17 protein-coding genes and 3 pseudogenes are annotated in these 23,427 nt (G+C 75.9%); 13 read left to right on the plus strand and 7 right to left on the minus strand.

The window, feature by feature from the left end; all coding sequences use genetic code 11:
* Positions 1–162: 162 nt before the first annotated feature.
* Together XF36_RS12380 and XF36_RS12390 are read right to left on the minus strand one after the other, a co-directional pair.
* Positions 163–771 (minus strand): class F sortase, encoded by a 609-nt coding sequence (locus XF36_RS12380; protein ID WP_238589239.1) that lies wholly within the window; start codon positions 769–771, stop codon positions 163–165.
* A 282-nt stretch (positions 772–1,053) separates the two neighbouring features.
* Complete coding sequence (locus XF36_RS12390; RefSeq protein ID WP_060712104.1) at positions 1,054–1,434, minus strand: excalibur calcium-binding domain-containing protein; 381 nt, start codon at positions 1,432–1,434, stop codon at positions 1,054–1,056.
* A 135-nt stretch (positions 1,435–1,569) separates the two neighbouring features.
* On the opposite strand from XF36_RS12390, the gene XF36_RS12395 reads away from it, so the two are divergent.
* Positions 1,570–2,544: a threo-3-hydroxy-L-aspartate ammonia-lyase gene (locus tag XF36_RS12395; RefSeq protein ID WP_193394010.1), complete on the plus strand. Its 975-nt coding sequence runs from the start codon at positions 1,570–1,572 to the stop codon at positions 2,542–2,544.
* 91 nt (positions 2,545–2,635) lie between these two features.
* Here XF36_RS12395 and XF36_RS12400 read toward each other — a convergent pair whose 3' ends face one another.
* Positions 2,636–3,943: an MFS transporter gene (locus XF36_RS12400; RefSeq protein ID WP_060712105.1), complete on the minus strand. Its 1,308-nt coding sequence runs from the start codon at positions 3,941–3,943 to the stop codon at positions 2,636–2,638.
* A 156-nt stretch (positions 3,944–4,099) separates the two neighbouring features.
* Between XF36_RS12400 and XF36_RS12405 the strand changes: the two genes are divergently transcribed.
* Entirely contained in the window at positions 4,100–4,348 is a 249-nt protein-coding gene (locus tag XF36_RS12405) for a hypothetical protein (RefSeq protein ID WP_060712106.1), read from the plus strand.
* On the opposite strand, the gene XF36_RS12410 is transcribed toward XF36_RS12405, so the two are convergent.
* Both XF36_RS12410 and XF36_RS12415 read right to left on the minus strand, forming a co-directional pair.
* Positions 4,333–5,349, minus strand: coding sequence for an alcohol dehydrogenase catalytic domain-containing protein (locus tag XF36_RS12410; RefSeq protein WP_060712107.1), 1,017 nt, complete (start codon positions 5,347–5,349; stop codon positions 4,333–4,335). The two genes, XF36_RS12405 and XF36_RS12410, sit on opposite strands and share 16 nt — an antisense overlap.
* Before the next feature lie 39 nt (positions 5,350–5,388).
* Positions 5,389–5,769, minus strand: coding sequence for a VOC family protein (locus tag XF36_RS12415; protein WP_060714642.1), 381 nt, complete (start codon positions 5,767–5,769; stop codon positions 5,389–5,391).
* A gap of 7 nt (positions 5,770–5,776) precedes the next feature.
* On the opposite strand from XF36_RS12415, the pseudogene XF36_RS34030 reads away from it, so the two are divergent.
* Positions 5,777–6,307 (plus strand): annotated as a pseudogene (locus tag XF36_RS34030) (DUF6319 family protein); the annotation flags it as partial.
* A gap of 346 nt (positions 6,308–6,653) precedes the next feature.
* Here the strand turns inward: XF36_RS34030 and XF36_RS30355 are convergent.
* Positions 6,654–7,430, minus strand: a pseudogene (locus XF36_RS30355) (ketoacyl-synthetase C-terminal extension domain-containing protein); the annotation flags it as partial.
* On the opposite strand from XF36_RS30355, the pseudogene XF36_RS12430 reads away from it, so the two are divergent.
* The 8 genes and pseudogenes from XF36_RS12430 to recD all read left to right on the plus strand — a co-directional run.
* Positions 7,377–8,638: pseudogene (locus XF36_RS12430) on the plus strand (primary-amine oxidase); the annotation flags it as partial. The pseudogenes XF36_RS30355 and XF36_RS12430 overlap by 54 nt on opposite strands.
* A gap of 203 nt (positions 8,639–8,841) precedes the next feature.
* Positions 8,842–9,327, plus strand: coding sequence for a peroxiredoxin (locus XF36_RS12435; RefSeq protein ID WP_060712110.1), 486 nt, complete (start codon positions 8,842–8,844; stop codon positions 9,325–9,327).
* A 40-nt stretch (positions 9,328–9,367) separates the two neighbouring features.
* Positions 9,368–9,967, plus strand: coding sequence for a TetR/AcrR family transcriptional regulator (locus tag XF36_RS12440; RefSeq protein WP_060712111.1), 600 nt, complete (start codon positions 9,368–9,370; stop codon positions 9,965–9,967).
* 100 nt (positions 9,968–10,067) lie between these two features.
* Positions 10,068–10,727 (plus strand): heme oxygenase (biliverdin-producing), encoded by a 660-nt coding sequence (locus XF36_RS12445; RefSeq protein ID WP_060712112.1) that lies wholly within the window; start codon positions 10,068–10,070, stop codon positions 10,725–10,727.
* Between the two features lie 63 nt (positions 10,728–10,790).
* Complete coding sequence (locus XF36_RS12450) at positions 10,791–12,212, plus strand: SDR family NAD(P)-dependent oxidoreductase (RefSeq protein WP_168169504.1); 1,422 nt, start codon at positions 10,791–10,793, stop codon at positions 12,210–12,212.
* 46 nt (positions 12,213–12,258) lie between these two features.
* A complete protein-coding gene (gene recC / locus XF36_RS12455) occupies positions 12,259–15,636 on the plus strand; it encodes an exodeoxyribonuclease V subunit gamma (RefSeq protein WP_060714644.1) in 3,378 nt (1,125 codons plus the stop codon).
* Positions 15,633–19,115, plus strand: coding sequence for a UvrD-helicase domain-containing protein (locus tag XF36_RS12460; protein WP_202968514.1), 3,483 nt, complete (start codon positions 15,633–15,635; stop codon positions 19,113–19,115). Before recC ends, XF36_RS12460 begins: the two co-directional genes overlap by 4 nt.
* Positions 19,112–21,145 carry an exodeoxyribonuclease V subunit alpha gene (gene recD, locus XF36_RS12465; RefSeq protein WP_238589240.1) on the plus strand — a complete coding sequence of 678 codons (2,034 nt, stop codon included), beginning with the start codon at positions 19,112–19,114 and terminating at the stop codon, positions 21,143–21,145. Before XF36_RS12460 ends, recD begins: the two co-directional genes overlap by 4 nt.
* Before the next feature lie 30 nt (positions 21,146–21,175).
* Here recD and XF36_RS12470 read toward each other — a convergent pair whose 3' ends face one another.
* Positions 21,176–22,174, minus strand: coding sequence for a DedA family protein (locus XF36_RS12470; RefSeq protein ID WP_145981345.1), 999 nt, complete (start codon positions 22,172–22,174; stop codon positions 21,176–21,178).
* Positions 22,175–22,339: 165 nt separating this feature from the next.
* Between XF36_RS12470 and XF36_RS12475 the strand changes: the two genes are divergently transcribed.
* Together XF36_RS12475 and XF36_RS12480 are read left to right on the plus strand one after the other, a co-directional pair.
* Entirely contained in the window at positions 22,340–22,930 is a 591-nt protein-coding gene (locus tag XF36_RS12475; protein WP_060712114.1) for a GNAT family N-acetyltransferase, read from the plus strand.
* A gap of 16 nt (positions 22,931–22,946) precedes the next feature.
* On the plus strand, positions 22,947–23,423 hold the full coding sequence (locus XF36_RS12480) for an NUDIX domain-containing protein (RefSeq protein WP_414706241.1): 477 nt from the start codon (positions 22,947–22,949) through the stop codon (positions 23,421–23,423).
* Positions 23,424–23,427 lie beyond the last annotated feature (4 nt).

Here is a 23,427-nt window from a genome sequence, read left to right on the forward strand (position 1 = left end):
CCCTGCCCCGGCCGGCCCTGTCGCCGAGATGCAGCTCAGCGGGAGTCGTCGATCTCCACAGCCCGCTGAGCTGCATCTCGACGAGCGAGGGGCGACGGACCGCGACGGCGCGGCGAGTCCGGAGCGCACTCGGGGGGCGCAGAGCGCGGACGGTCGGGCCGCTCAGCGGACCTGGTCGGCGAACACCACGACGTTGTCGAGGTAGCTGCGGGCCGACCGGTCGAACACCCCACCGCAGGTGATCAGCCGCAGGCCAGCGTGGTCCAGGTCGCCGTAGACCTCGGCGGTCGGGAACTCCGACTTGGGGGAACGTCCGACCCGGCGCACCGCGAACACCACCGACGTCCCGTCGGCGCGGTCGACGCGGATCTCGTCGCCGGGCTCCAGGGTGTCCAGGTCGGCGAAGGCCCCGGCGAGCCCCTTCCAGTCGACGTGCGCGGTGAGCACGGCGGGTCCGACCTCGCCGGGGGTCGGCGCTCCGGTGTACCAGCCGACGGTGCCCGCGTCCGCGGGGACCTCCATCGACCGGTCCTCGGTCAGCCCCATCGGCCGGGGCACGGTGTCGAGCCCGAGCCGGTCGACCCGGAGCCGGACCGGCTCCGAGCGCACCAGCGGCGCGGGCCCCGGCGGCAGCAACGCGCCCGGTGCTGGCCCCGGAGCGGTCACCGGGGCCGACGCGACGGCCGTCGCCCCGGGCTCGGGTGCGCCCGCGGGGTCGGCGAGCAGCAGCGTGGCGGTGAGGACACCGAGCGGCGCCAGCACCCGTGTCACCCGGCGCACCGCACCGCACCGGCGCCGCGCCCGGCGCCGCCGGTCCGGGCTCCCGCGCCGCACCGTCCCGGCCCGCGCACCGGCCACCGGCCCACGTCCGGACCGGTCTGCGGCCGCCGTTCCGCCTCCGGGCCGGTCCCCGGCCACCGTTCCGCCTCCGGACCGGTCCGCGGCCGTTCCGCGTCCGGACCGGTCCCCGGCCACGGCGCCGTGCCCGGCCCGCGCACCGGACGGTGCGGCGGGGCCGGGCACCGGGAGGGCGGGGCCGGGCACGTGCCGGGATCAGCCGCGGCGACCGACGGCGACGCGGCGCACCGCGACCGCGCCGATACCACCGGCGGCGACCGCGCCGAGCGCCAGCGGCAGCACGTCGGCCGAGCCGCCACCGGCCTCGACGCCACCGACCGGCGTCGCGGTGACCTGGGTGGAGTCGTCGGACGCGGCCGTGGCCGGGGACGCGGCGCCGTAGTCGTAGTCCTCGCAGGCCACGCCGTTGTCGTTCGCGTCGAGGTTCTCGGGGTCGCCCGGGGTCAGGGCCGCCTGGGCCTCGGCCTGGCTCGCGAAGTCCTTGCAGTCGCGGTCCTGGGCGAAGGCCGTGCCGGCGAGCGGGAGGGCGGCCACGGTCGCGAGGAGCGCGGCAGCGGACAGGGAACGGAGGCGCATCGGGGGTGTCCTTCCGGGGGACGTGGGGGGAGCCACGCAGGTAGCAGCGATCCGGACGTGTCGGTCGTTACACCCGAACGGGAATGAACCCGAACGGGCTTGAACCTGCTCCGCCGGGCGGCGGAAGGTGGTCCGGTGATTGCTCTCCCCACCCCCGACGACGTCGGTGCCGCCGCGGCGATCCTGCGCGGGCACGCCCACCACACCCCCGTCCTGACCTCCCGGCTCACCGACGCCGAGCTCGGCGCGCAGCTGTTCGTGAAGGCGGAGAACCTGCAGCGCACCGGGAGCTTCAAGTTCCGCGGGGCGTTCCACACGCTGTCCCGGCTGACGGCGGCCGAGCGGCGAGCCGGGGTGGTCGCGTTCTCCTCGGGCAACCATGCCCAGGCCGTCGCGCTGGCCGCGCAGCTGCTGGAGGTGCCCGCGACCATCGTGATGCCGCACGACGCCCCCGCCACGAAGCTCGCCGCCACCCGCGGCTACGGCGCCGAGGTGATCGGCTACGACCGCTGGACCGAGGACCGCGACGCCATCGCGACCGCGCTGTCCGAGGAGCGCGGGCTCACCCTCGTCCCGCCCTACGACCACCCGCACGTCATCGCCGGTCAGGGCACCGCGGTGCTCGAGCTGCTGACCGACCACGGTCCGCTCGACGCGCTGTTCGTCTGCCTCGGCGGGGGCGGGCTGCTGTCCGGGTCGCTGCTCGCGGCCCAGGCCCTGTCCCCCGACGCCAGGGTGTACGGCGTCGAGCCCGAGGCCGGCGACGACGGCCTGCAGTCCCTGCGCGCCGGGCACGTCGTGCGCATCCCCCAGCCCCGCACCCTCGCCGACGGCGCCGCCACCACCAACCTCGGCGACCACACGTTCCCGGTGATATCGCGGCTCGTCACCGACATCGTGACGGTGCCCGACGCCGCACTGGTCGAGTCGATGGCGCTGTTCGCGTCGCGCTACAAGGTGCTCGTCGAGCCGACCGGGGCGCTGGCGTTCGCGGGGGTCCGGGCGGCCGTCGCCGCGGACCCGCAGCGGTGGGCGGGGGCGCGGATCGGCGTCACGATCTCCGGCGGCAACGTCGATCTGGACCGCTTCGCCGCCCTCGTCGCCGGCTGAGCCACCGGCCGGGCGCAGCCACCGAGGCGCACCCATCGCGGCGGCCCCCGTCCGGACGGTCCGGGCGGGGGCAGCGCGGGGCGGAGCCCGCTCAGCGCCGGTCGTGCTGCAGTGCGTCCTCGGCGATCACGGCCTCGGTCGGCAGGCCGGGCACCTCCCGGACGGCGGCCTCGGCGTCGGCCCGCTCGTGCGACGGGCCGGGCTGCTCGGCCTCGGCGTCGGCGGCGTCGAGATCGCGGCGGATCGTCGCCAGCAGCACCACGCCCACCAGCACGACGACCGCGGCGATCAGGAACGGCACCGAGGCACCGACGGCCGCGGCCATCAGACCCGCGGCGAACGGGGCGAGGCCGCCACCGATGAACCGGACGAACCCGTAGGTGGCCGACGCGGTCGGGCGGGGCACCGGGGAGATCGACATGACCGCCGTCGTGACCAGGGTGTTGTTGACACCGACCACGATGCCGGACAGGACCACCGCGACGATCACCACGGCGGGCACGGTGTCGAACAGCCCGATCGCCGCGAGCAGGACCGCGATGCCGACGAGCGCGCCGTAGAGGGTGCGCGCGGTGCCGAAGCGGTCCTTCAGCCAGGGCGCGCCGAAGACCGCGAAGACCGCGACGAGCAGGCCCCAGCCGAAGAACACCGCGCCGAGCGAGATCGGGTCGAGCCCGCCCATCAGGAACGGTGCGTAGCCGAGCAGGGTGAAGAAGCCCCAGTTGTAGAGCAGCCCGACCCCGCTGGTCGTGGCGAGCGCGCGGTGGCGCAGCGCGGTCAGCGGCTCGGAGAGCGTCGCCTTGCGGGTCGGGACCGGCGTCGGCTCCAGCAGCACGACGGTCGCGACGAGCGCGATCAGCATCAGCACCGAGACACCGAAGAACGGGCCCCGCCAGGACACGGTGCCGAGCAGCCCGCCGAGCAACGGACCCGTGGCGATGCCGACGCCGAGCGCGGTCTCGTAGAGCACGATCGCGCCGGCGAAGCCGCCCGAGGCCGAGCCGACGATCACCGCGAGCGAGGTCGCGATGAACAGCGCGTTGCCCAGGCCCCAGCCGGCGCGGAAGCCGACGATGCCCCAGATCCCCGACGACGCCCCGGCCAGCGCGGCGAACACCACGATCAGCGCCAGGCCGGTGATCAGGGTCTTCTTCGCGCCGATCCGGGACGACACCCAGCCGGTCACCAGCATCGCGATCGCCGTCACGACGAGGTAGCTGGTGAACAGCAGCTCGACCTCGGCGTGCGAGGCGTTCAGCTGCCCGGACAGCGACGGCAGGATCGGGGCGACCAGCCCGATCCCCATGAACGAGATGACACAGGCGAAGGCCACCGCCCAGACGGCCTTGGGCTGGCGGAACGGGCTGGAGGCGTGCTCCGCACCGGATGTTCGGGACATGTCATCGCCTTTCCCCGGGAACGGACCCCGGAGAGATCATGGACGTTTCGGACCTGTTGAACATTGCATCACGCAATCCACCTCATGAGCAATGCGAACGACCGTGACCGTGCCCATGTCCCGCTACGGTCGGGGTCCCGACGTCGAGGAGGCCCCGTGCCGCACATCGCCGCCGAGGCCGACCGCCTCGCCCGGCAGGCCGCGTTCCTGGGCGTGCTCGCCGCGATCGGCGCCCTGCTGCTGGCCGTGCTCGGCTGGGCCGGTGGGGCGGTCGCGATGTGGATGGGCGTCGCGGCCCGCCGGCGCGGGGCGGGGCGCACCGCCGTCGTCGCGATCACCCTCGGCGCGCTCGGCCTGGTCGCCGGCCTCGGGAACGCCCTGCTGGGCGCCTACCTGTCCCGCTGACCGGTCCGCAGGACCGGCTTGCCGGGGGCACGGTCCGGTGACTCCAGGTGCTCGTGCGCGGCGGCGACGGCCGCGACGCCGTCGTCGAGGTCGAAGACCCGCTCGACCAGCGGGACGAGCGTGCCCGCGGCCAGCCCGGCGCGGGCGAACGCCTCGGCGCGGGCCAGCGTCTCCGCGTCACCGGTGACCTCGCGGACGTGGAAGCGGCGCAGCCAGACCGGCGCGTACCCGGCCGCGGGCAGCGGTGTCGGCTCCCCGGACAACCCGCCGTGCACGATCACCGCACCGCCCGGCGCGCAGGCCCGCACCAGCCGCGCGACGCCGGGGCCGCCCTCGGCGTCGAGGACCAGGTCGGCGCCTCCGCCCAGCGCCGCCCGCAGGTCGTCGGGGCCGGGCGTGCCGGTCAGCACCTCCGCGGCACCGGCGGTGCGCAGGACGTCGGCGTGCCGGTCGTCGGGCACGACGGCGACGGCGTGCACCCCGAGGTGCCGCGCGACCTGCAGCGCCGCGGCCCCGACGCTGTTCGCCGCGGCCGTGACGACGAGCCGGTCGCCCTCCCGCAGCCGGGTGACGTGGCGGGTCATGCCCCACACGGTCAGCAGCGGCATCCACAGGGCGGCGGCGCCGTCGTCGTCGAGACCGGGTGGGCGGGCCAGCAGCGACCGGACCGGCACGACGGCCTCGTCGGCGTAGACCGGGTGCTCGTTCTGCGACGACGCCGGGATCACGCACACCTCGTCGCCGGGTGCCCAGCCCGTCACCCCCGGGCCGGTGTCGAGCACGGTGCCCGAGCACTCGCTCCCCAGTCCCGCGGGGAGCACCGGGGCGTCGAGGTAGGTGCCGCGGCGGAAGTTCACCTCGGAGCGGTTGAGCCCGACCGCGTGCACCCGGATCCGCACCTCCCCCGGTCCCGGGTCGCGCAGCGGCAGGTGCTCGATCCGCAGCACCTCCGGGCCGCCCGTGGCGTGGAAGCGGACGGTGCGCACGAGCCGGGACGTCACAGCGGTCCAGGTTAGGGCCGGGCGGAGGCGTGCGGCAGCTCAGAGCTCGTTGCTGATCTCGACCAGGTTCCCGTCGGGGTCCCGCAGGTAGACGCCGAGCAGCGGGCCCCGTGCCCCGGTCCGCTCGACCGGCCCCTCCTCGACGGCGACGCCGGCCTCGGCCAGCTCACGCCCGACCTGCTCGATCGGGTCGAGGGTGATCAGGCACAGGTCGGCGCTGCCCGGGGTGGGCCGGTCGGCCCTCGGCTCGAACTCGTGCCCCGCCCGGTGCAGGTTGATCTTGCTGGGGCCGAAGGCGAGTGCGCGGCGCCCACCGCCGAACTCGACGGCCCCCATGCCGAGCACGCGGGTGTAGAAGGCGACGGTGGCGTCGACGTCGGCGACGGTCAGCACGAGGTGGTCGAGATGGTCGATGCGCATGCTCACGATGCTGGCAGCCGGACCGCACGCACGCGGAACCTCCTGTGGGGACCTCCGCCGCACCGGACCGTCACCGAACGCCGGACGTCGACACCCACACGGAACAATCCGGCGGGACGCTACCGGCGAACGGGCGTTCGTGAATCACCCTTGTAGCTGGCCGTGCAGCCGAGTGGAGAGGGACGAGGACGCACGTGGACGACGAGCTGACGACCGGCGGGGAGACCAGTCCGCGGACACCACGGACACCACGGACACCACGGGGGCCGCGGGGGCCGCGACGCCCGAGCCGCCGAAACGGAGGCGGGGGCGGCCACCTGGCTCGACGGCCCGCACCACCCGGGTCGTGACCATGACCCTGACCGTCAGCGGTTCCGCCGACGGCGACTGGCAGGCGGAGCTGAAGCAGGGCAGCACCTGGGTGGCGCGGGGGCTGCCGGTGACCGCGTCGGCGGTGTCCGCGGCCGCCGCGGCGCTGCACGCCGACCTGTCCGGTCCGGTCGACGAGCTCATCGAGGGGGCCCGGTCGGCGAAGGCCGCGCGGGTCGCGGAGCTGGAGGCCGAGCTGGAGCGGGCCCGCAAGGACCTGGCCGCGCTGGAGCGGGCCGGCGCCCTCGGACCAGCCGGTGCCGTCGGCCCGCTCCAGTGCCTCCCAGGAGGTCTCCAGGACCAGCCGCTGCTGCGGGCATGGGCTCCGGTCTGGCCCGGCGCCCGGCCAGCGCGCCCGGTCCACCCGAGGGAGAACCCATGTCCACCGGTCGCCGGCGGCGGCGCCGCGGTCCGGCGGCCGGTGACCGCGAGGGCGAGCGCGAGCCGCGACGCCGCCGGGCTGCTGACCGGTGCGGCCGGGCAGGACGGTGCTCACCTCCGTCACGCCAGCCTCGGTCGGCGACCCCGGTCACGACGTCCGCGGCCGCAGGGTCCGCCAGGGCCGCGGCCATCGCGGCGGTGTCGCGACCGACCCACCACGGCGCGGTGCTCGAAGGCCGTTCGTGTGGTGGCCAGCGAGAACGCGACGTCCGCTGCGGGCGCGGGGACGGCCTCGAGGTGGGCACGCAGCCGCGCCATCTGGTCGGCGAGCGCCTCCGCGGTCCGCGCCGAGGGGGCCGGGCGACGACGGGGCCGTCGGTGGCCGGCGGCTCGGTCGCGGTGGGCTCGGTCGCGGTGGGCTCGGTGGCCGGCTCCTCGGGAGCCTCCTCCAGGACCAGGTGAGCGTTGGTGCCGCCGATGCCGAACGCCGAGACCGCGCAGCGGCGGGGGCGCTCGCCGCGCGGCCAGGGACGCGCCGTGGCGAGCAGCTCCACGGCACCGGCGTCCCAGTCGATGTGCGACGAGGGCGTGCCGGCGTGCAGGGTGCGCGGCAGCAGGCCGGCCCGCAGCGCGAGCACCATCTTCAACACGCTCGCGACGCCCGCCGCGGACTGGGTGTGCCCGATGTTGGACTTCACCGAGCCCAGCCAGAGCGGCCGCTCCGCGTCCCGGTCGCGACCGTAGGTGGCGAGCAGCGCCTGGGCCTCCACCGGGTCGCCGAGCGCGGTGCCGGTGCCGTGCGCGTCGACCGCGTCGATCTCGTCGGCGGCGAGCCCGGCCGCGGCCAGCGCGGCCCAGATGACCCGCTGCTGCGACGGCCCGTTCGGGGCGGTGAGCCGATCGAGATCACCCAGCCCGAGGGCCGCACGTTCACCGTGCAGGACGGTCGCGTCCGCTGGGCAAGTGGGACCTGCGCGTCGGGTTCAACGAGCGCGAGGGCCTGACCCTGCACCAGATCGCCTTCGACGACCGCCCGATCTGCTACCGCGCCTCGGTCGCGGAGATGGTCGTGCCCTACGCCGACCCGGCGCCGGTGCGGTTCTGGCAGAACTACTTCGACTGCGGCGAGTACGTGTTCGCCCGCTACGCCGTCTCCCTGCTGCTGGGCTGCGACTGCCTCGGCGACATCCACTACCTCGACGCGGTGGTCGCCGACGACCTCGGCAACCCGCGCACGATCACCAACGCCATCTGCCTGCACGAGGAGGACCACGGCGTCCTCTGGTAGCACACCGACATCTTCACCGGGGCCCGCGAGGTGCGCCGCCAGCGCCGCCTGGTGATCTCGTTCTTCACCCCGATCGGCGACTACGACTACGGCTTCTACTGGTACCTCTACCTCGACGGCACGACCGAGCTGGAGTGCAAGGCGACCGGCATCGTGTTCACCTCGGGCACGCCGGGCGAGTACGCCACCGAGGTCGCCCCGGGCCTGGGTGCGCCGTTCCACCAGCATCTGTTCTCGGCGCGGCTGGACATGACCGTCGACGGCACCGCGAACGCCGTCGAGGAGGTCGAGGCGGTCCGTGTGCCGATGGGCGAGGGCAACCCCCACGGCAACGCCTTCGCCCGGTCGGCGACCCGGCTGACCTCGGAGTCCCACGCCCAGCGGGACGCCGACCCGGGGTCGGGGCGGGTCTGGCACGTCCTCAACACCGAGAAGACCAACGCGCTGGGACGCCCGGTCGGCTACGTCCTGCACCCGCACGGACAGCCCACCCTGCTGGCGGACCCGGCGTCGTCGATCCACGCGCGGGCGACGTTCGCCTCGAAGGCGCTGTGGGTGACCCGCTACGACCCGGCGCAGCGCTACCCGGCCGGTGACTTCGTCAACCAGAACCCGGGTGGGGACGGGCTGCCGTCCTGGGGCGCCGCGGACCGCGACCTCGACGGCCAGGACGTCGTGCTGTGGCACGCCTTCGGGCTGACCCACTTCCCGCGCCCGGAGGACTGGCCGGTCATGCCGGTCGACCACACCGGCTTCGTGCTCGAGCCGGCCGGGTTCTTCGACCGCAACCCCACCCTCGACGTCCCGCCGGCACCGACGAGATGCCACTGACCGCCCCTCCGTCCGGCGCCGCCCAGGTCGTCCCGCCGCCGCACGGGTTCCGTCCCGTGCGGCGGCCACGGCACCCGTGCGGCGCCCGCGGGCGCCCGACGACAGCGCGAGGTGTGACGACGGCGCCGGGCCGGGCGGGGCGCGGCGGTGGCGGACTAGGGTCGGTCCCGACCACTCCACCCCGTCGCACCAGGAGGAACCCCGTGGCTCTCGCCGCCGGTGACCAGATCCCCGACGTCACCCTGATGACCCCGTCCGCCGAGGGCCCGAAGCCCGTGCAGAGTGCCTCGGTGCTCGGCACCGGCACCGTCGTGCTGTTCGGTGTGCCCGGCGCGTTCACCCCGGCCTGCTCCGACACCCACCTGCCCGGCTTCGTCCTGCGCCGCGACGAGCTCAAGGCCAAGGGCGTCGACACCGTGGCCTGCACCTCGGTCAACGACGCGTTCGTCCTGGAGGCCTGGGCCGAGTCCCGCGGCGCCGGCGACGCGGTGCTCATGCTCGCCGACGGCAACGGCGACTTCGCGAAGACCGCCGGCCTGGACATGGACGGCTCGTCGTTCGGGCTCGGCACCCGCTCGAAGCGCTACGCCGCGATCGTCACCGACGGCGTCGTGCGCTGGATCGGTGTCGAGGACGTCCCGTCCTCGGTGGACGTCTCCGGCGTCGAGTCGGTGCTCGCGCAGCTCTGAGGTTCCGGGCCGACCGGCACGCGGGCCTACACTGGCCCGCGTGCCGAAGGTCCTGGGCTCGCTCGCCACGCACCGCGAGCAGGTCCGTGAGCGCGTGTTCGACGCGCTGCGTGTGCAGCTCTACGAGCGCGGCTTCGACACGGTGACCCTGTCCGGGGTCGCCTCGGCCGCCGGTGTGGGGCGTTCGGCGCTCTACAACCACTTCCCCGACCGCCAGGCCCTGCTCGTCGCCTTCGTCGAGCACGAGGCGCAGCGCTACGTCGCCGATCTCGACGCCGCGCTGGCCGATGCGCCGGGCCCGCGTGAACGACTCGCCACCTTCGCCCGGCTCCAGCTGCGCCGCCTCGCCGAGTTCCACCTCCCGCCCGGCCAGGCACTGGCCGGCGCGCTCGACCCGGCCGCCTACCGCCGGATCGCCGCGCACGCCGACCCCATCGGGGACCGGCTGATGGCGGTGTTGCGCGAGGGCGCGGCCGCGGGCTGCATGGTCGACGACGACCCCCGGGTGCTCGCCGCCGTCGTCGCCGGGGGGCTGTCGAGCAGGCGGATCGTCGACGTCGACCCGGCCGAACTCGACGCCACGGTGGAGACCGCCGTCGCGGCCGTGCTGCGAGCGGTCTCGACGGTTGCGCGCGACTGAGGCTAGCCTTACTCGTGTTCGCGCCCTAGCATCGTGATCTGACACGGTGTCAGATCCGGCGCCGTGCCGTCGCACCAGACGTCACGTCACGGGAGGGCCGATGGCCGCCACGAGCCCCATCACGGGCACGCTGTCCGCTGATCTCCGCCAGGTCACTCAGCCGGTGCACGACCAGCTCAACCGGTCGTCCTACGTAGCGGCGCTGCTCGACGGGGTGCTGCCGCTGGACGGCTACACCCTGCTCGCCGAGCAGTATGTCGCGATCTACACCGCACTGGAGGCAGCCGGGGACGCGCTGGCCGGCGACCCACTGGCAGGTCCCTTCGTCATCGACGGGCTGCGCAGGGTGCCGGCCCTGCATGCCGACCTCGACGCGCTCGGCGGCGGGGTCCCGCGGGTCCTCCCCGCGACCACCGCCTACGTGCAGCGCCTGCGCGAGGTCGCCGCGGACCCGGCGCTGTTCGTCGCTCATCACTACACCCGCTACCTGGGCGATCTCGCCGGTGGCCAGGTCATCGGGAAGGTCCTGGGGCGCACCTACGGCATCGAGGGGCCGGGACGGTTGTTCTACGACTTCTCCGAGCTCGGCAGCCCCCCGCGCTTCCGGACGCACTACCGCGCGCTGCTCGACGACACCCCGTGGACCCTGGTCGAGCGTGAGCGACTGCTGGCCGAGGCCGTTCGCGCCTTCGAGCTCAACCACGCCATGTTCGAGCAGATGGCCGAGGAGGTCGGGCTGGCGCAGCCGCTGGCGTCCTGAGCGGAAGACCGGGGAACTAGGATCGAGGGTCGTCCCCCGACCACCGATCCCAGGAGTGTCCCGGTGTCCAGCCCCGGCATCGACCCGGACGAGCTCGCGACCGCGCTGAAGGTTCTGGCGCAGGTCGACGAGCTGCCACCCGAACACCCCGACGCCGTGGTCGTCCGGCGGGCGACCGCGGGGATCTGGAAGTCGGTGCGGCTGCGGCGCCGCACCGAGAAGCGGCAGGCCGAGAAGTCCTCCGACGAGGCCGTCACCGCCGCCACGGCGACCGGTGCGGCCGGGCGCATCGACGACGAGACCGCCGGCATCCCGCTGGTGTCCAACACTCCCGGCGCGACCGCGGGGACGCTGCACCGCGCCCGCGGCTGCTACGTGTGCAAGACGCGCTACACCGTCGTCGACGCCTTCTACCACCAGCTGTGCCAGGACTGCGCCGCCGCGCACCGCGCCCACCGCGAGGCCCGCACCGACCTGACCGGGCGCCGCGCACTGCTCACCGGCGGCCGCGCCAAGATCGGGATGTACATCGCGCTGCGGCTGCTGCGCGACGGTGCGCACCTCACGATCACCACCCGCTTCCCGCGTGACGCCGCCCGGCGCTTCGCCGCGCTGCCCGACTCCGGGCAGTGGCTGCACCGGCTGCGGGTGATCGGGGTGGACCTGCGCGACCCGGCCCAGGTCGTCGCGGTCGCCGACGAGGTCGCCGCCGCCGGCCCGCTCGACATCCTGGTCAACAACGCCGCGCAGACGGTGCGCCGCTCCCCCGGCTCGTACTCCGCGCTGGAGGCGGCCGAGCAGGAGGAGCTGCCCGCGGGCGAGCTGCCGGAGATCGTGTCGTTCACCAGCGCCTCGCGCGAGCACCCGGTCCTGCTCGCCGGGGCGGTCCCGGGCGGGCGCGACCTGGCCGCGCTGGCGACGACGGCCCGTTCGGCCTCGCCGGAGCGGATCGCCGACGGCACCGCGGTCGACGCGGGCGGGCTGCTCCCCGACACCGCGGCGGTCAACAGCTGGGTCGACCACGTCCAGCACGTGGACCCGCTCGAGCTGCTCGAGGTGCAGCTGTGCAACCAGACGGCACCGTTCGTGCTGGTCTCGCGGCTGCGCCCGGCGATGGCGGCGTCGAGCGCACGCAACAAGTACGTCGTGAACGTCTCGGCGATGGAGGGGGTGTTCGGCCGCGGCTACAAGGGGCCCGGGCACCCGCACACCAACATGGCCAAGGCCGCGCTGAACATGCTGACCCGCACCAGTGCCGGGGAGATGTTCGCGACCGACCGGATCCTGATGACCGCGGTGGACACCGGCTGGATCACCGACGAGCGCCCGCACCCGATGAAGCTGCGCCTGGCCGAGGAGGGGTTCCACGCCCCGCTCGACCTCGCCGACGGCGCCGCCCGGGTCTACCACCCGATCGTCGCCGGGGAGGCCGGCGAGGACCTGCACGGAGTGTTCCTGAAAAACTACCGCGTGTCGTCCTGGTAGAGGGGTCCGGCCGTCCCTGTCGGGGGTCGCCGCTACCGTGCGGTCCGTGCTGGAGATCCATCGGGCCGAACGCGCCGACACCCTCGTGGAGGCGCTCGCCGGCGTGCTGGCGGTCGGCTCGGGTGACCCGTTCGCGGCCGAGACCGTCGCGGTCCCCGAGCGCGGGGTGGAGCGCTGGCTCGCCCAGCGGCTGGCACACCGGCTCGGCGCGGGGCCGGGCAGCGGCGGGGTCTGCGCGAACGTCCGGTTCCCGGCCCCGGCCGCGCTGCTCGGCGGGGCCGTCGCGCACGTCACCGGCACCGACCAGGCGACCGACCCGTGGTCGCCCGGCCGGTCGGTGTGGCCGCTGCTGGAGCTGATCGACGAGGCCGTCGCCACCTCCGGGGACGACCGGTTCACCGCCCTGGCCGCGCACCTGGAGCGTGGTGGGCACGGCCGCCGCTACGCGCTCGCCCGCACGCTGGCCGGGCTGTTCGGTTCCTACGCCACCCACCGCCCCGAGCTGCTGCGCCGCTGGCGCGCCGGGGAGGAGGCGGTGCCCGCCGACCTGCGGTGGCAGCCCGAGCTGTGGCGGCGCCTGCGCGCGGCACTCGGGGTCCCCGGTCCCGCCGAGCGGCTCGACGAGGCGGTGGCCCTGCTGCGCGGGGGCGCCGACCCGGGGCCCGAGGTGGGGCCGCGGCTGTCGTTGTTCGGCCCGACCCGGCTGGCCGCCGAGCACCTGGCCGTCCTGGAGTCCCTCGCGGCGCACCGGGAGGTCCACCTGTGGCTGCCGCACCCGTCGCCGGTGATGTGGGACGCGGTGCGCGCCGGGCGTACGCCGGGGGTGCCGTCGCGCGCCACCGACACCAGCGCCGAGGCGGTCCGGCACCCGCTGCTGCGCTCGCTCGGCCGCGACACCCGGGAGCTGGCGCTGCGGCTGCCCCCGGCCGGGCCCACGGTGGCCGACACCCACCACCCGGCCCCCGCCGACACCGGCCCGCCGACGCTGCTGCGCCGCCTGCAGGCCATGCTGCGCGACGACGCCGTGCCGCCCGCCCCCGCCGACCGTCCGCTGCTCGACCCGGACGACCGCAGCGTCGCGCTGCACTCCTGCCACGGCCCGGACCGGCAGGTGGAGGTGCTGCGCGAGGTGCTGCTCGGGCTGCTCGCCGCGGACCCGGACCTGGAGCCGCGCGACATCATCGTCATGTGCCCGGACATCGAGGTGTTCGCGCCGCTGATCACCGCCTCCTTCGGTCTCGCCCCGGACGCGGACACCCCGGACGGCGCGGGCCCGTCCCGCGAGGAGCTGCACCCCGGGCACCGGCTGCGGGTGCGCCTGGCCGACCGGGCGCTGCGCCAGGCGAACCCCCTGCTGGGCACCGTGTCGTCGCTGCTGGAGCTCGCCGGGTCCCGGGTCAGTGCCTCCCAGGTGCTCGACCTGGTCGCCTCCGCCCCGGTGCGGCGCCGCTTCCGCTTCGACGACGACGCGCTGGAGCGGCTGTCCGAGCTGGTCACCGCGGCCGGGGTGCGGTGGGGGCTCGACGCAGCGCACCGCTGGCCCTACCGGCTCGAGGGGATCGGGCAGAACACCTGGCGGGCCGGTCTGGACCGGATGCTCGTCGGCGTCGCGATGGCCGAGACACCGGGCGCCCCGGCCTGGCTGGGCACCGCGCTGCCGCTGGACGAGGTCGACTCCTCCGACGTGGACCTCGTCGGGCGGCTCGCCGAGTTCGTCGACCGGCTCGCGACCGTGCTCGGTGCGCTGCGCGGGCCGCAGCCGCTGTCGGCGTGGGTGGACGCGCTGGTCGAGGGGCTGTCGGCGCTGACCGACACCACCCCGACCGACGCCTGGCAGGCCGGGCAGGCGCGCGCGGAGCTGGCCGACGTCGTCGCCTCCGCGGGGCCGCAGGCCGCCACCGTCGATCTCGACCTGCCCGACGTGCGCGGTCTGCTCGCCGAGCGGCTGCGCGGTCGGCCCAGCCGGGCGAACTTCCGGACCGGCACGCTGACCGTCGCGACGCTGGTCCCGATGCGGGCCGTCCCGCACAAGGTGGTGTGCCTGCTGGGCTGCGACGACGGGGTGTTCCCCCGCGCCGGCGCCCCCGACGGGGACGACGTGCTGGCCCGGGATCCCGTCGTCGGCGAGCGCGACCCGCGCGGGGAGGACCGCCAGCTGCTGCTCGACGCGATCTGCTCGGCCACCCGCCACCTGGTCGTGGTCTCCTCCGGCGCCGACGAGCGCACCGGGGCCGACCGACCGCCGTCGGTACCGGTCGGGGAGCTGTGCGACGCGATCGACGCGTGCGCGCGGACCACCTCCGGCACCCCCGCCTCACGGGCGCTGCGGGCCCGGCACCCGCTGCAGCCCTTCGACCGGCGCAACTTCACCCCCGGCGCGCTGCTGGCCGACGGGCCGTTCAGCTTCGACCGGACCGCGCGGCGCGGCGCCGAGGCCGCTGCCGGGCCGCGCACCGTGACCCCGCTGTTCGGTGCGGACCCGCTCCCCCCGCCGGAGGACCCGCCGGACGGGGTGGTCGAGCTCGACGAGCTGGTCGCGTTCGTCGAGCACCCGGTGCGGGCGTTCCTGCGCCAGCGGGTGCGGGTGCTGCCGCCGGAGGAGAACGTCGAGCCCGACGACGCGCTGCCGGTCGAGCTCGACGGGCTGGCCACCTGGAAGATCGGTGACCGGCTGCTGACCGACCGGCTCGCCGGGGCCGCGCCGCGGGCCGTGGCGCGGGCCGAGACACTGCGCGGGGACCTCCCGCCCGGCGGGATCGGCCACCGGGTGCTCATCGAGGTCGGCGGTCAGGTCGAGCCGCTGGTCGCCGTCGCCGCGACGGTCGCGACCAGCGAGGCGGGCTCGCAGGACCTCGTCGCGCAGCTCACCGGCACACCCGAGGACGGCCGCGCCGTCGCCGGGACGGTGCCGGGCCTGCACGGCGACGTCGTGGTGCGTGTCGAGTACTCACGGCTCAAGGCCAAGCACCGGCTGCGGGCCTGGGTGCAGCTGCTCGCGCTCACCGCCGCACACCCCGGCCGGACCTGGACGGCGGTGACCGTCGGCCGCGGCCCCGGCGGCGCGGCCCGATCGGTGCTCGGCCCGGTCGACCCCGGCCTGGCCCGTCGCACCCTGGCCGACCTGGTCGCGCTGCGCCGCGAGGGACTGCGGGCGGCGCTGCCGCTGCCGACCGACGCCGCCGCCGTCTACGCCCGCAACCGCGCCCGCGGAGTGGTCCCCGCCAACGCCTTCGCCGCGGCGGAGAGCGAGTGGTCGCGCTTCGAGCACGCCGAAGCCCCGCACGTCTTCGTCCGGGGCGGCGCGGGCGGCCCGCTGGTCGTCCGTCCCGAGCCCGGCTCCGGCGACGAGCCCACCCGGTTCGGGGAGCTCGCCGTCCGGTTGTGGGCACCGCTGCTCGACCACGAGAGGCAGGACGCGCCGTGAGCACCACGAGCCTGCTGTCGGCACCGACCTTCGACGTCAACGGCCCGCTGCCGACCGGCACCATCGTGCTGGAGGCGAGCGCGGGGACGGGCAAGACCTACACGATCGCCGCGCTCGCGACCCGCTACGTCGCCGAAGGCGTCGCCGACCTGGACCGGCTGATGCTGGTCACCTTCGGCCGCGACGCCACCCAGGAGCTGCGCGAACGGGTCCGGGAACGCCTGGTCGGCACCGAACGGGCGCTGGCCGCCGTGCTCGCCGGCTCCACCCCGCCCGCCCGCGACGCCGACCCGGTCGTCGCGCACCTGGCCGCGACCGACCCGGCCGAGCTGGAGCGGCGCCGGGACCGGCTGGCGGCGGCGTCGGCGTCGTTCGACGCGGCGGCCATCGCCACCACCCACCAGTTCTGCATGCAGATGCTCGCCGGGCTGGGCGTGGCCGGGGACAACGACCCGGACGCGGAGTTCGTCGACCACGTCGACGACGTCGTCACCGAGGTCGTCGACGACTTCTACGTGCGCAAGTACGCCGCGCCGAACGCGGGACGCCCGGCGTTCGACCGGGCCGCGGCGCTGGCGCTGGCCCGCCGCGCCGTCGGCGACCCGCAGGCCGAGCTGGAGCCCCGCGACGCCGACCCGACCACCCCGGCCGCCACCCGCTACGGCTTCGCCTCCGCGGTGCGCCGCGAGGTCGACGCCCGCAAGCGGCGCGCCCGCATCTACAGCTACGACGACATGCTCACCCGCCTCGCGACGGCGCTGCGCGACCCGGTCCGCGGCCCCGCCGCCCGGGAACGGCTCCGGTCGCGGTTCTCGGTGGTGCTCGTCGACGAGTTCCAGGACACCGACCCGCTGCAGTGGGAGATCCTCTCCCTCGCCTTCCACTCCGCCCCGGGGACCACCCTGGTGCTGATCGGCGACCCGAAGCAGGCGATCTACGCCTTCCGCGGCGCCGACGTGCACAGCTACCTGCGGGCCGCCGACGCGGCGGCGACGAAGCGCACCTTGTCGACGAACCGCCGCAGCGACGCGGCGCTGCTCACCGCGCTGGACGGGGTGTTCGGCGAGGCCACCCTCGGCGACCCCGGGATCATCGTCCACCCGGTCCGGGCCCACCACACCGGGCGGCGGCTGACCGCCCGGCACGACGCCCCGCTGCGGCTGCGGCTGGTCAACCGGGACCGGCTCGACCTGACCGGGCGCGGCCTGGCCCGGGCCAAGGGCGCCCGCGCGGTCGTGGCCCGCGACGTCGCCGTCGACCTGTCGCAGCTGCTCGACGGCACCGCCCGCTTCGCGGGGGACCGGCTGCGCCCCGGCCAGGTCGCGGTGCTGGTGCGGACCAACGCCCAGGGCCTGCTGGTGCGGGACGCCTGCGCCGAGGCCGGGGTGCCCGCCGTGCTCACCGGCACCAGCAGCGTGTTCACCACGCCGGTCGCCGCGGAGTGGCTGACGCTGTTGGAGGCCGTCGAGCAGCCGCAACGCTCGATGCGACTGCGTGCCGCCGCGCTGACCCGGTTCGTCGGGCACACCGTCGCCGACCTGTGCGGGCCCGACGCCGAGGGACTGGTCGACCAGCTCAGCGCGGACCTGCGGGCCTGGCACCAGGTCCTCGCCGAGCGCGGGGTCGCGGCGTTGCAGGAGGCGGTGTTCGCCCGCTACGCCCCCGCCGAACGTCTGCTGCGCAGCCCCGACGGCGAGCGCGACCTCACCGACGTGCGCCACGTCGGCCAGGTGCTGCACTCCGCGGCGCTGGAACGACACCTGGGCCCGACGGCCCTCACCGAGTGGCTGCGGCACCGGATCGGCGAGGCCGCCCGCGACACCTCGGCCGAGCGGAGCCGGCGGCTGGAGTCCGACGCCGACGCCGTCCAGATCGTGACGGTGCACCGGTCCAAGGGGCTCGAGTTCCCGGTGGTGTACCTGCCGTTCGCGTGGGACCGCTGGGTCAACGACCGGCCCGAGACGCTGCTCTACCACGACACCCCGCCCGGCTCCGACGGTCCGCGACGACTGCTCGACGTCGGCGGGTCCACCGGCCCGGACCGCACCCGACGCACCGCGCTGCACCAGGCCGAGGAGGCCGGCGAGGACCTCCGCCTGCTGTACGTGGCGCTCACCCGCGCCTGCAGCCAGGTCGTCGCCTGGTGGGTCCCCGGGACCACGACGGCGGCGTCGTCGCTGCACCGGGTGATGTTCGGGCACGCCGGCCCCGGCGTGGAGCCCGCGGCGACCGCGAAGGTCCCGGGCGACGCGAACGCACTGGCGTTCCTGCGCGACCGGCTCACCCCGGCCGGCGCGTCGGTGGAGACCCTGCACGACCGCGACCCCGCCGAGCGCGTCCCGGAGCCGCCCCGCGACGGGCTGGCCGTTGCGACGTTCGCCCGCGCCCTCGACACCGCGTGGCGACGCACGTCCTACACCGCGCTGACCGCGGCCGCCCACGCCGCGCACCATCCGCACCCGGCCCCCGACACCGAGCCGGAGCCGGCCGCGACCGCGCCGGGGGTGCTGACCGAGCCCGAGGACGAGGGCATCGTCGACGAGCCCTCCGCCCCGCCACCCGGTGCGGGGCCGGCCGCGTCCGCGGCGCCGGACGGGGCCGACCCGGCGGCGTTCCCCTCCCCCATGGCCGATCTCCCCTCGGGCACCGGGTTCGGCACCCTGGTGCACGCCGTGCTGGAGCACCTCGACACCACCACGGCCGCCGACGGCGACCCCGCGCTGCGCGCGGAGGTGGTCGCGCACGTCACCGAGGAGCTGCGCCACCAGCCCGCCGACCTCGACCCCGACGAGCTCGCCGACGCACTCGTCCCGGTGCTGCGGACCCCGCTCGGGCCGATCGCGTCCGGGCTGGCGCTGGCCGACGTCGCACCGCAGGACCGGCTGTCCGAACTCGACTTCGAGCTGCCGCTGTGCGGCGGGGACACGCCCTCGGGGCGGCTCACCCTGTCCGGGCTCGCCGCCGCCGTGCGCAGGCACCTGGGCCCCGGCGACCCGCTGCACGGCTACGCCGACCTCCTCGACTCCCCCGACCTCGCCGGACAGCCGCTGCGCGGCTACCTCACCGGCAGCATCGACTCGGTGCTGCGGATCCGCGACGGGGCCGGGGAGCGGTTCCTCGTCGTGGACTACAAGACGAACTGGCTGGGCCCGACCGGCCCGTCCGGGCGCGACCCGCTGACCGCGGCGCACTACACCGCCGACCGGCTGGCCACGGCGATGGCCGACGCGCACTACCCGCTGCAGGCACTGCTCTACGCCGTCGCACTGCACCGCTACCTCCGGTGGCGGCTGCCCGGCTACGACCCGGACACTCACCTCGGCGGGGTCGGCTACCTGTTCCTGCGTGGCATGTGCGGGCCGGACACCCCGGTCACCGGGTCCGGGCCGCTGGCCGCGCCCTGCGGGGTCTTCGCCTGGCGGCCACCCGCCGCCCTGGTCGAGGAGCTGTCGGACCTGCTGGACGGAGGCACCCCGTGAGGACGACGACCGCACCCTCCACCCCGGCAGCGACGGCAGCGACGGCAGCACCGACGGTGCCACCGGCCCCCGAACGGGACCCGTTCGGCCCGCGGGCCGCCCGCACCGCGACGGGGGTGCTCGCCGCGTTCAACGAGGCCGAGATCCTCGCACCGGGAGACATCCACGTCGCCCGGCGGCTCGCCGCCCTCGGCGGGCGCGGCGACCCGACCGCCGCCGACGATCCGGCCACTGCCGAACCCGACCCCGTGGTGCTGGCCGCCGCGCTCGCCGTCCGCGCGATCCGCAACGGGTCGGTGTGCGTGGACCTGGCGAGCGCTGCGGACACGACCGCCGGCGAGGGCGAGGTCGCCGTCGACGTGTCCGGGCTGCCGTGGCCGGAGCCCGCCGCCTGGCGCGCGGAGTGCGCGGCCAGTCCCCTGGTCGCGCTCGGCGAGGACGGTCCCGCCGGGCGACCGCTGCGCCTGCTCGGGGACCTGCTCTACCTGGAGCGCTACTGGCAGGAGGAGGAGCTGGTCCGCCGCGGGTTCACCACGCGTGCCGGACCGGTCGCGGCCGTCGACCCCGGCCGGTTGTGCGCGGCGCTGGACCGGCTGCTCGGTGACCCGGGTGCCGAACGGCAGCGCCTCGCGGCCGCGGTGGCGGCGCTGCGGCCGGTCACCGTCATCGCCGGCGGCCCCGGCACGGGCAAGACGACGACGGTCACGGCGCTGCTCGCCGTCCTGCACGACCTGCACCGCGCCACCTCCCCGCCCGGGGCACCGGACCTGCGGGTGGCGCTCGCCGCGCCGACCGGGAAGGCCGCGGCCCGGCTGACCCAGTCCGTCGCCGAGGCCCACCGGAGGCTGCCCGACGCCGACCGGGCCGCCGTCGCGGGGGCCACGGCGTCGACGCTGCACCGGTTGCTGGGCTCGCGCGGCACCTCGGGCCGGTTCCGCCACCACCGCGGCAACCGGCTGCCGCACGACGTCGTGGTCGTCGACGAGACGTCGATGGTGTCGCTGACGATGATGGCGCGGCTGCTGGAGGCCGTCCGCCCCGACGCCCGGCTGGTGCTGGTCGGCGACCCGGACCAGCTCGCCTCGGTGGAGGCCGGCGCGGTGCTCGGCGACCTCGCCGCCGCCCGTGGCCCGGCCGAGCCCGCCCTGCAGGAGGCGCTGACCGCCTGCGGCGCGTTCCGCGTGGACCGGTCCGTGCCGGCCTCCGGTGCCGGGGCCGCCCCGGCACCCGCCGAGCCCGGACCGCCCGTCGTCGTGCGCAACGGGGTGGTGCGGCTGCACCGCAACTGGCGGTTCGGCGGCGCGATCGCGGAGTTCGCCGCCGCCGTCCAGGGCGCCGACGCCGACGCCGCCGTCGCGCTGCTCCGCGGTGGCGCGGCCGATCTCTCCTTCGTCGACGGTGACGCCGCCGAGATCGAACCGCGCCGGCTGGACACCTTCCGCCAGGACGTGGTCCGCGCCGCGGTGGACGTGATCGGTGCGGCCGATGCCGGGGACTCCGCACGGGCGCTGCGGGTGCTCGACGACCACCGCGTCCTCTGCGCGCACCGCCGCGGCCCGCACGGGGTGGCCCGCTGGACCGCGGAGATCGAGCGGTGGATCGAGACCGAGCGTCCCGGATTCGCCGCCGAGGCCCCCTGGTACCCGGGTCGTCCGTTGCTGGTCACCACGAACGACTACGACCTCGGGCTGTTCAACGGCGACACCGGGGTCGTGGTCCGGACCGTGTCCGGGCGGCGCGCGGTGTTCGCCCGGGACGACTCCTCGGTCGCGTTCGAGCCGGCCCGGCTCGGTGGTGTCGGCACCGTCCACGCGATGACGGTGCACCGCAGCCAGGGCAGCCAGTTCAAGCGGATCACCGTGGTGCTGCCGCCCGCGGACTCGCCGCTGATGACCCGCGAGCTGCTCTACACCGCCGTCACCCGGGCGAAGGAGTCCGTGCGGATCATCGGCACCGAGGAGGCGGTACGTGCCGCGCTCGCACGCCCGGCCGGGCGTGCGAGCGGCCTGCGGCAGCGGCTCGGGACCTGAGGTCCCGGGTCACGCCGGCGCGGGCACGGCTCACGCGGCCGGCGGGGCCTGCTGCTTCTGCTTGCGGCCCGCCTGCACCGAGACGAGCACCACCAGTGCCAGGCTGATCCACAGTGCGTACTTGTCGATGGCGAGCACCACGTCGACGGCGTGCTGCCCGAGCCCGAACCCGAGCCCGGCGACGAGTCCCGTGATCAGCGCGGCACCGATCGCGTCGAACAGCAGAAAGGTCCAGAGCCGCATCTTCCCCAGGCCGGCGACGGCGAACACCGCCGCGGCCGGGATGCCGGGCAGCGCGGACGCGACGACGGCGATCGGCATCGCCCAGCGCGGCCAGCTGCGGATCCGGCCGACGAACCGCTTCGCGAGGTCACCGGGCGCCCACAGCGCGACGATCTTCTCGCCCCACCGGCGCCCGGCCAGCCAGAACAACCAGTCGAACTTGATCATCCCGAACACGCCGGCGGCGATCACGACCCACAGGTCCGCCTCGCCGATCCTGGCGAACGCCGCGCCCGCACCGACGGCCGACAGGCTGCCGGTCACAGCGGCCAGCAGCACCGGGTGCGACGCCAGCAGGAACGGCCGCAGCGGCATCGTCAGGAGCATGAACGCGAGCAGGCCGAGCGTGGAGAAGACGAGCACCTTGTCGCCCCGCGACATTTGGTGGTCCCACGGCATCGCGTCGCGCCACGCCTGCTTGCCGCCCGCCTCGATCTCCTCCGGGCTGTGGTCGCGCCGCCACCACCGCGTCCGCGCGGGGGCCGTGCCGGTGTCGTCCGGGACGGCTCCGTCGCCGGCCGCGGTGGACACGCTCCCCGCCGGAGCCGAACCGGTCCCGGCCGGCGCCGCCCCACCCGCGGCGGCTGCGGGCCGCTCCGGGGCGGGTGCGTCCGGCGCCACGGTCGCGACGGCGTCCGTGCCGTCCCCGCGGACCGTGCCGTCCCCGCGGACCGTGCCGTCCCCGCGGACAGCGTCGAACCCGCCGCCTCCCGCCCGTGCGGCCGGCCGGGTGTGGTCGCTCGTCATCGTCGTCCCCTCGTCCGATGGCGTTCCATCCGAACACGACCGTAGGCGGGCCGGGGTCGGGCCCGGATCCACAGTGAGGACGAGATGCCCGCCGTCCCGCTCCTCGTCCGGGCGGAGGAGGAATCCGCTCGGCGTCGGCCCGCGGCGCGGCTAGGCTCCCGCGCCATGCCGCCGTCCGTCACACCGTCCGACGGGCCGTCGCTCGACGCCCCCGTCACCCTGCGCCCGCTGGTACGGGCCGACCTACCCCTGCTGCGGCGCTGGCTGGCTGCGCCGCACGTGCACCGGTGGTGGTTCCACGAGACCACCGACGAGGCGCTCGAACGCGACTTCGGGGCGGGGCTGCGCGGGGAGGAACCGGGCGAGGACCTCGTCGCCGAGCTCGGCGGTGTCCCGGTCGGGCTGGTCCAGCGCGCCCGCTGGCACGACTACCCCGACGAGGTCGCCGCGATCACGCCGATCCTGACGCTCCCGGACGGTGCGCTGACCGTCGACTACCTCATCGGGCCGGTGGAGCTGACCGGGCGCGGGCTGGGCCCGCGGATCATCGCCGCCGCCGTCGCCGAGGGCTGGGAGCGCTACCCGGAGGCGACGGCGGTGGTCGTCCCGGTCGCGGCGGGCAACCGGGCGTCGTGCCGGGCGCTGGAGAAGGCCGGGTTCCGGCGGGTCGCGACCGGGGAGCTGCCCCCGGACAACCCGGCCGACCCCCCGCTGTCCCACGTGCACCGGCTCGACCGGCCCGCCCGTCTGGGATGATCCCCGCGTGCCTCCCGTGACCAGCGCCGGGCTCCTGCTGCACCGGGCCGGGCCGGGCGGCCCGGAGGTGCTGCTCGGCCACATGGGCGGACCCTTCTGGGCCCGCAAGGACGACCACGCCTGGTCGCTGCCCAAGGGCGAGCACGGCCCCGACGAGACCCCCCTCGACGCCGCCCGCCGCGAGTTCACCGAGGAGGTCGGCGCCCCGCCCCCCGGCGGCGAGCCCGTTCCGCTCGGCACGGTCCGCCAGTCCCGCAAGACCGTCACCGCCTTCGCGCTGGACGGCTCCGCCTTCACCGGCGCCGACGCCGTCGCCGATCGTCCCGACGACGGCACCTGGGTCCAGATGGAGTGGCCACCCCGTTCCGGGCGCACCGTGCGTTTCCCCGAGCTGGACCGGGCCGCGTGGTTCGACCTCGCGACCGCGCGGCAGAAGATCGTGAAGGGGCAGGTGCCGCTGCTGGACAGGTTGGCGGAGCTGCTCGGCGGGTAGTCGG

It is taken from the genome of Pseudonocardia sp. HH130629-09, assembly GCF_001294645.1.
Lineage (GTDB): Bacteria > Actinomycetota > Actinomycetes > Mycobacteriales > Pseudonocardiaceae > Pseudonocardia.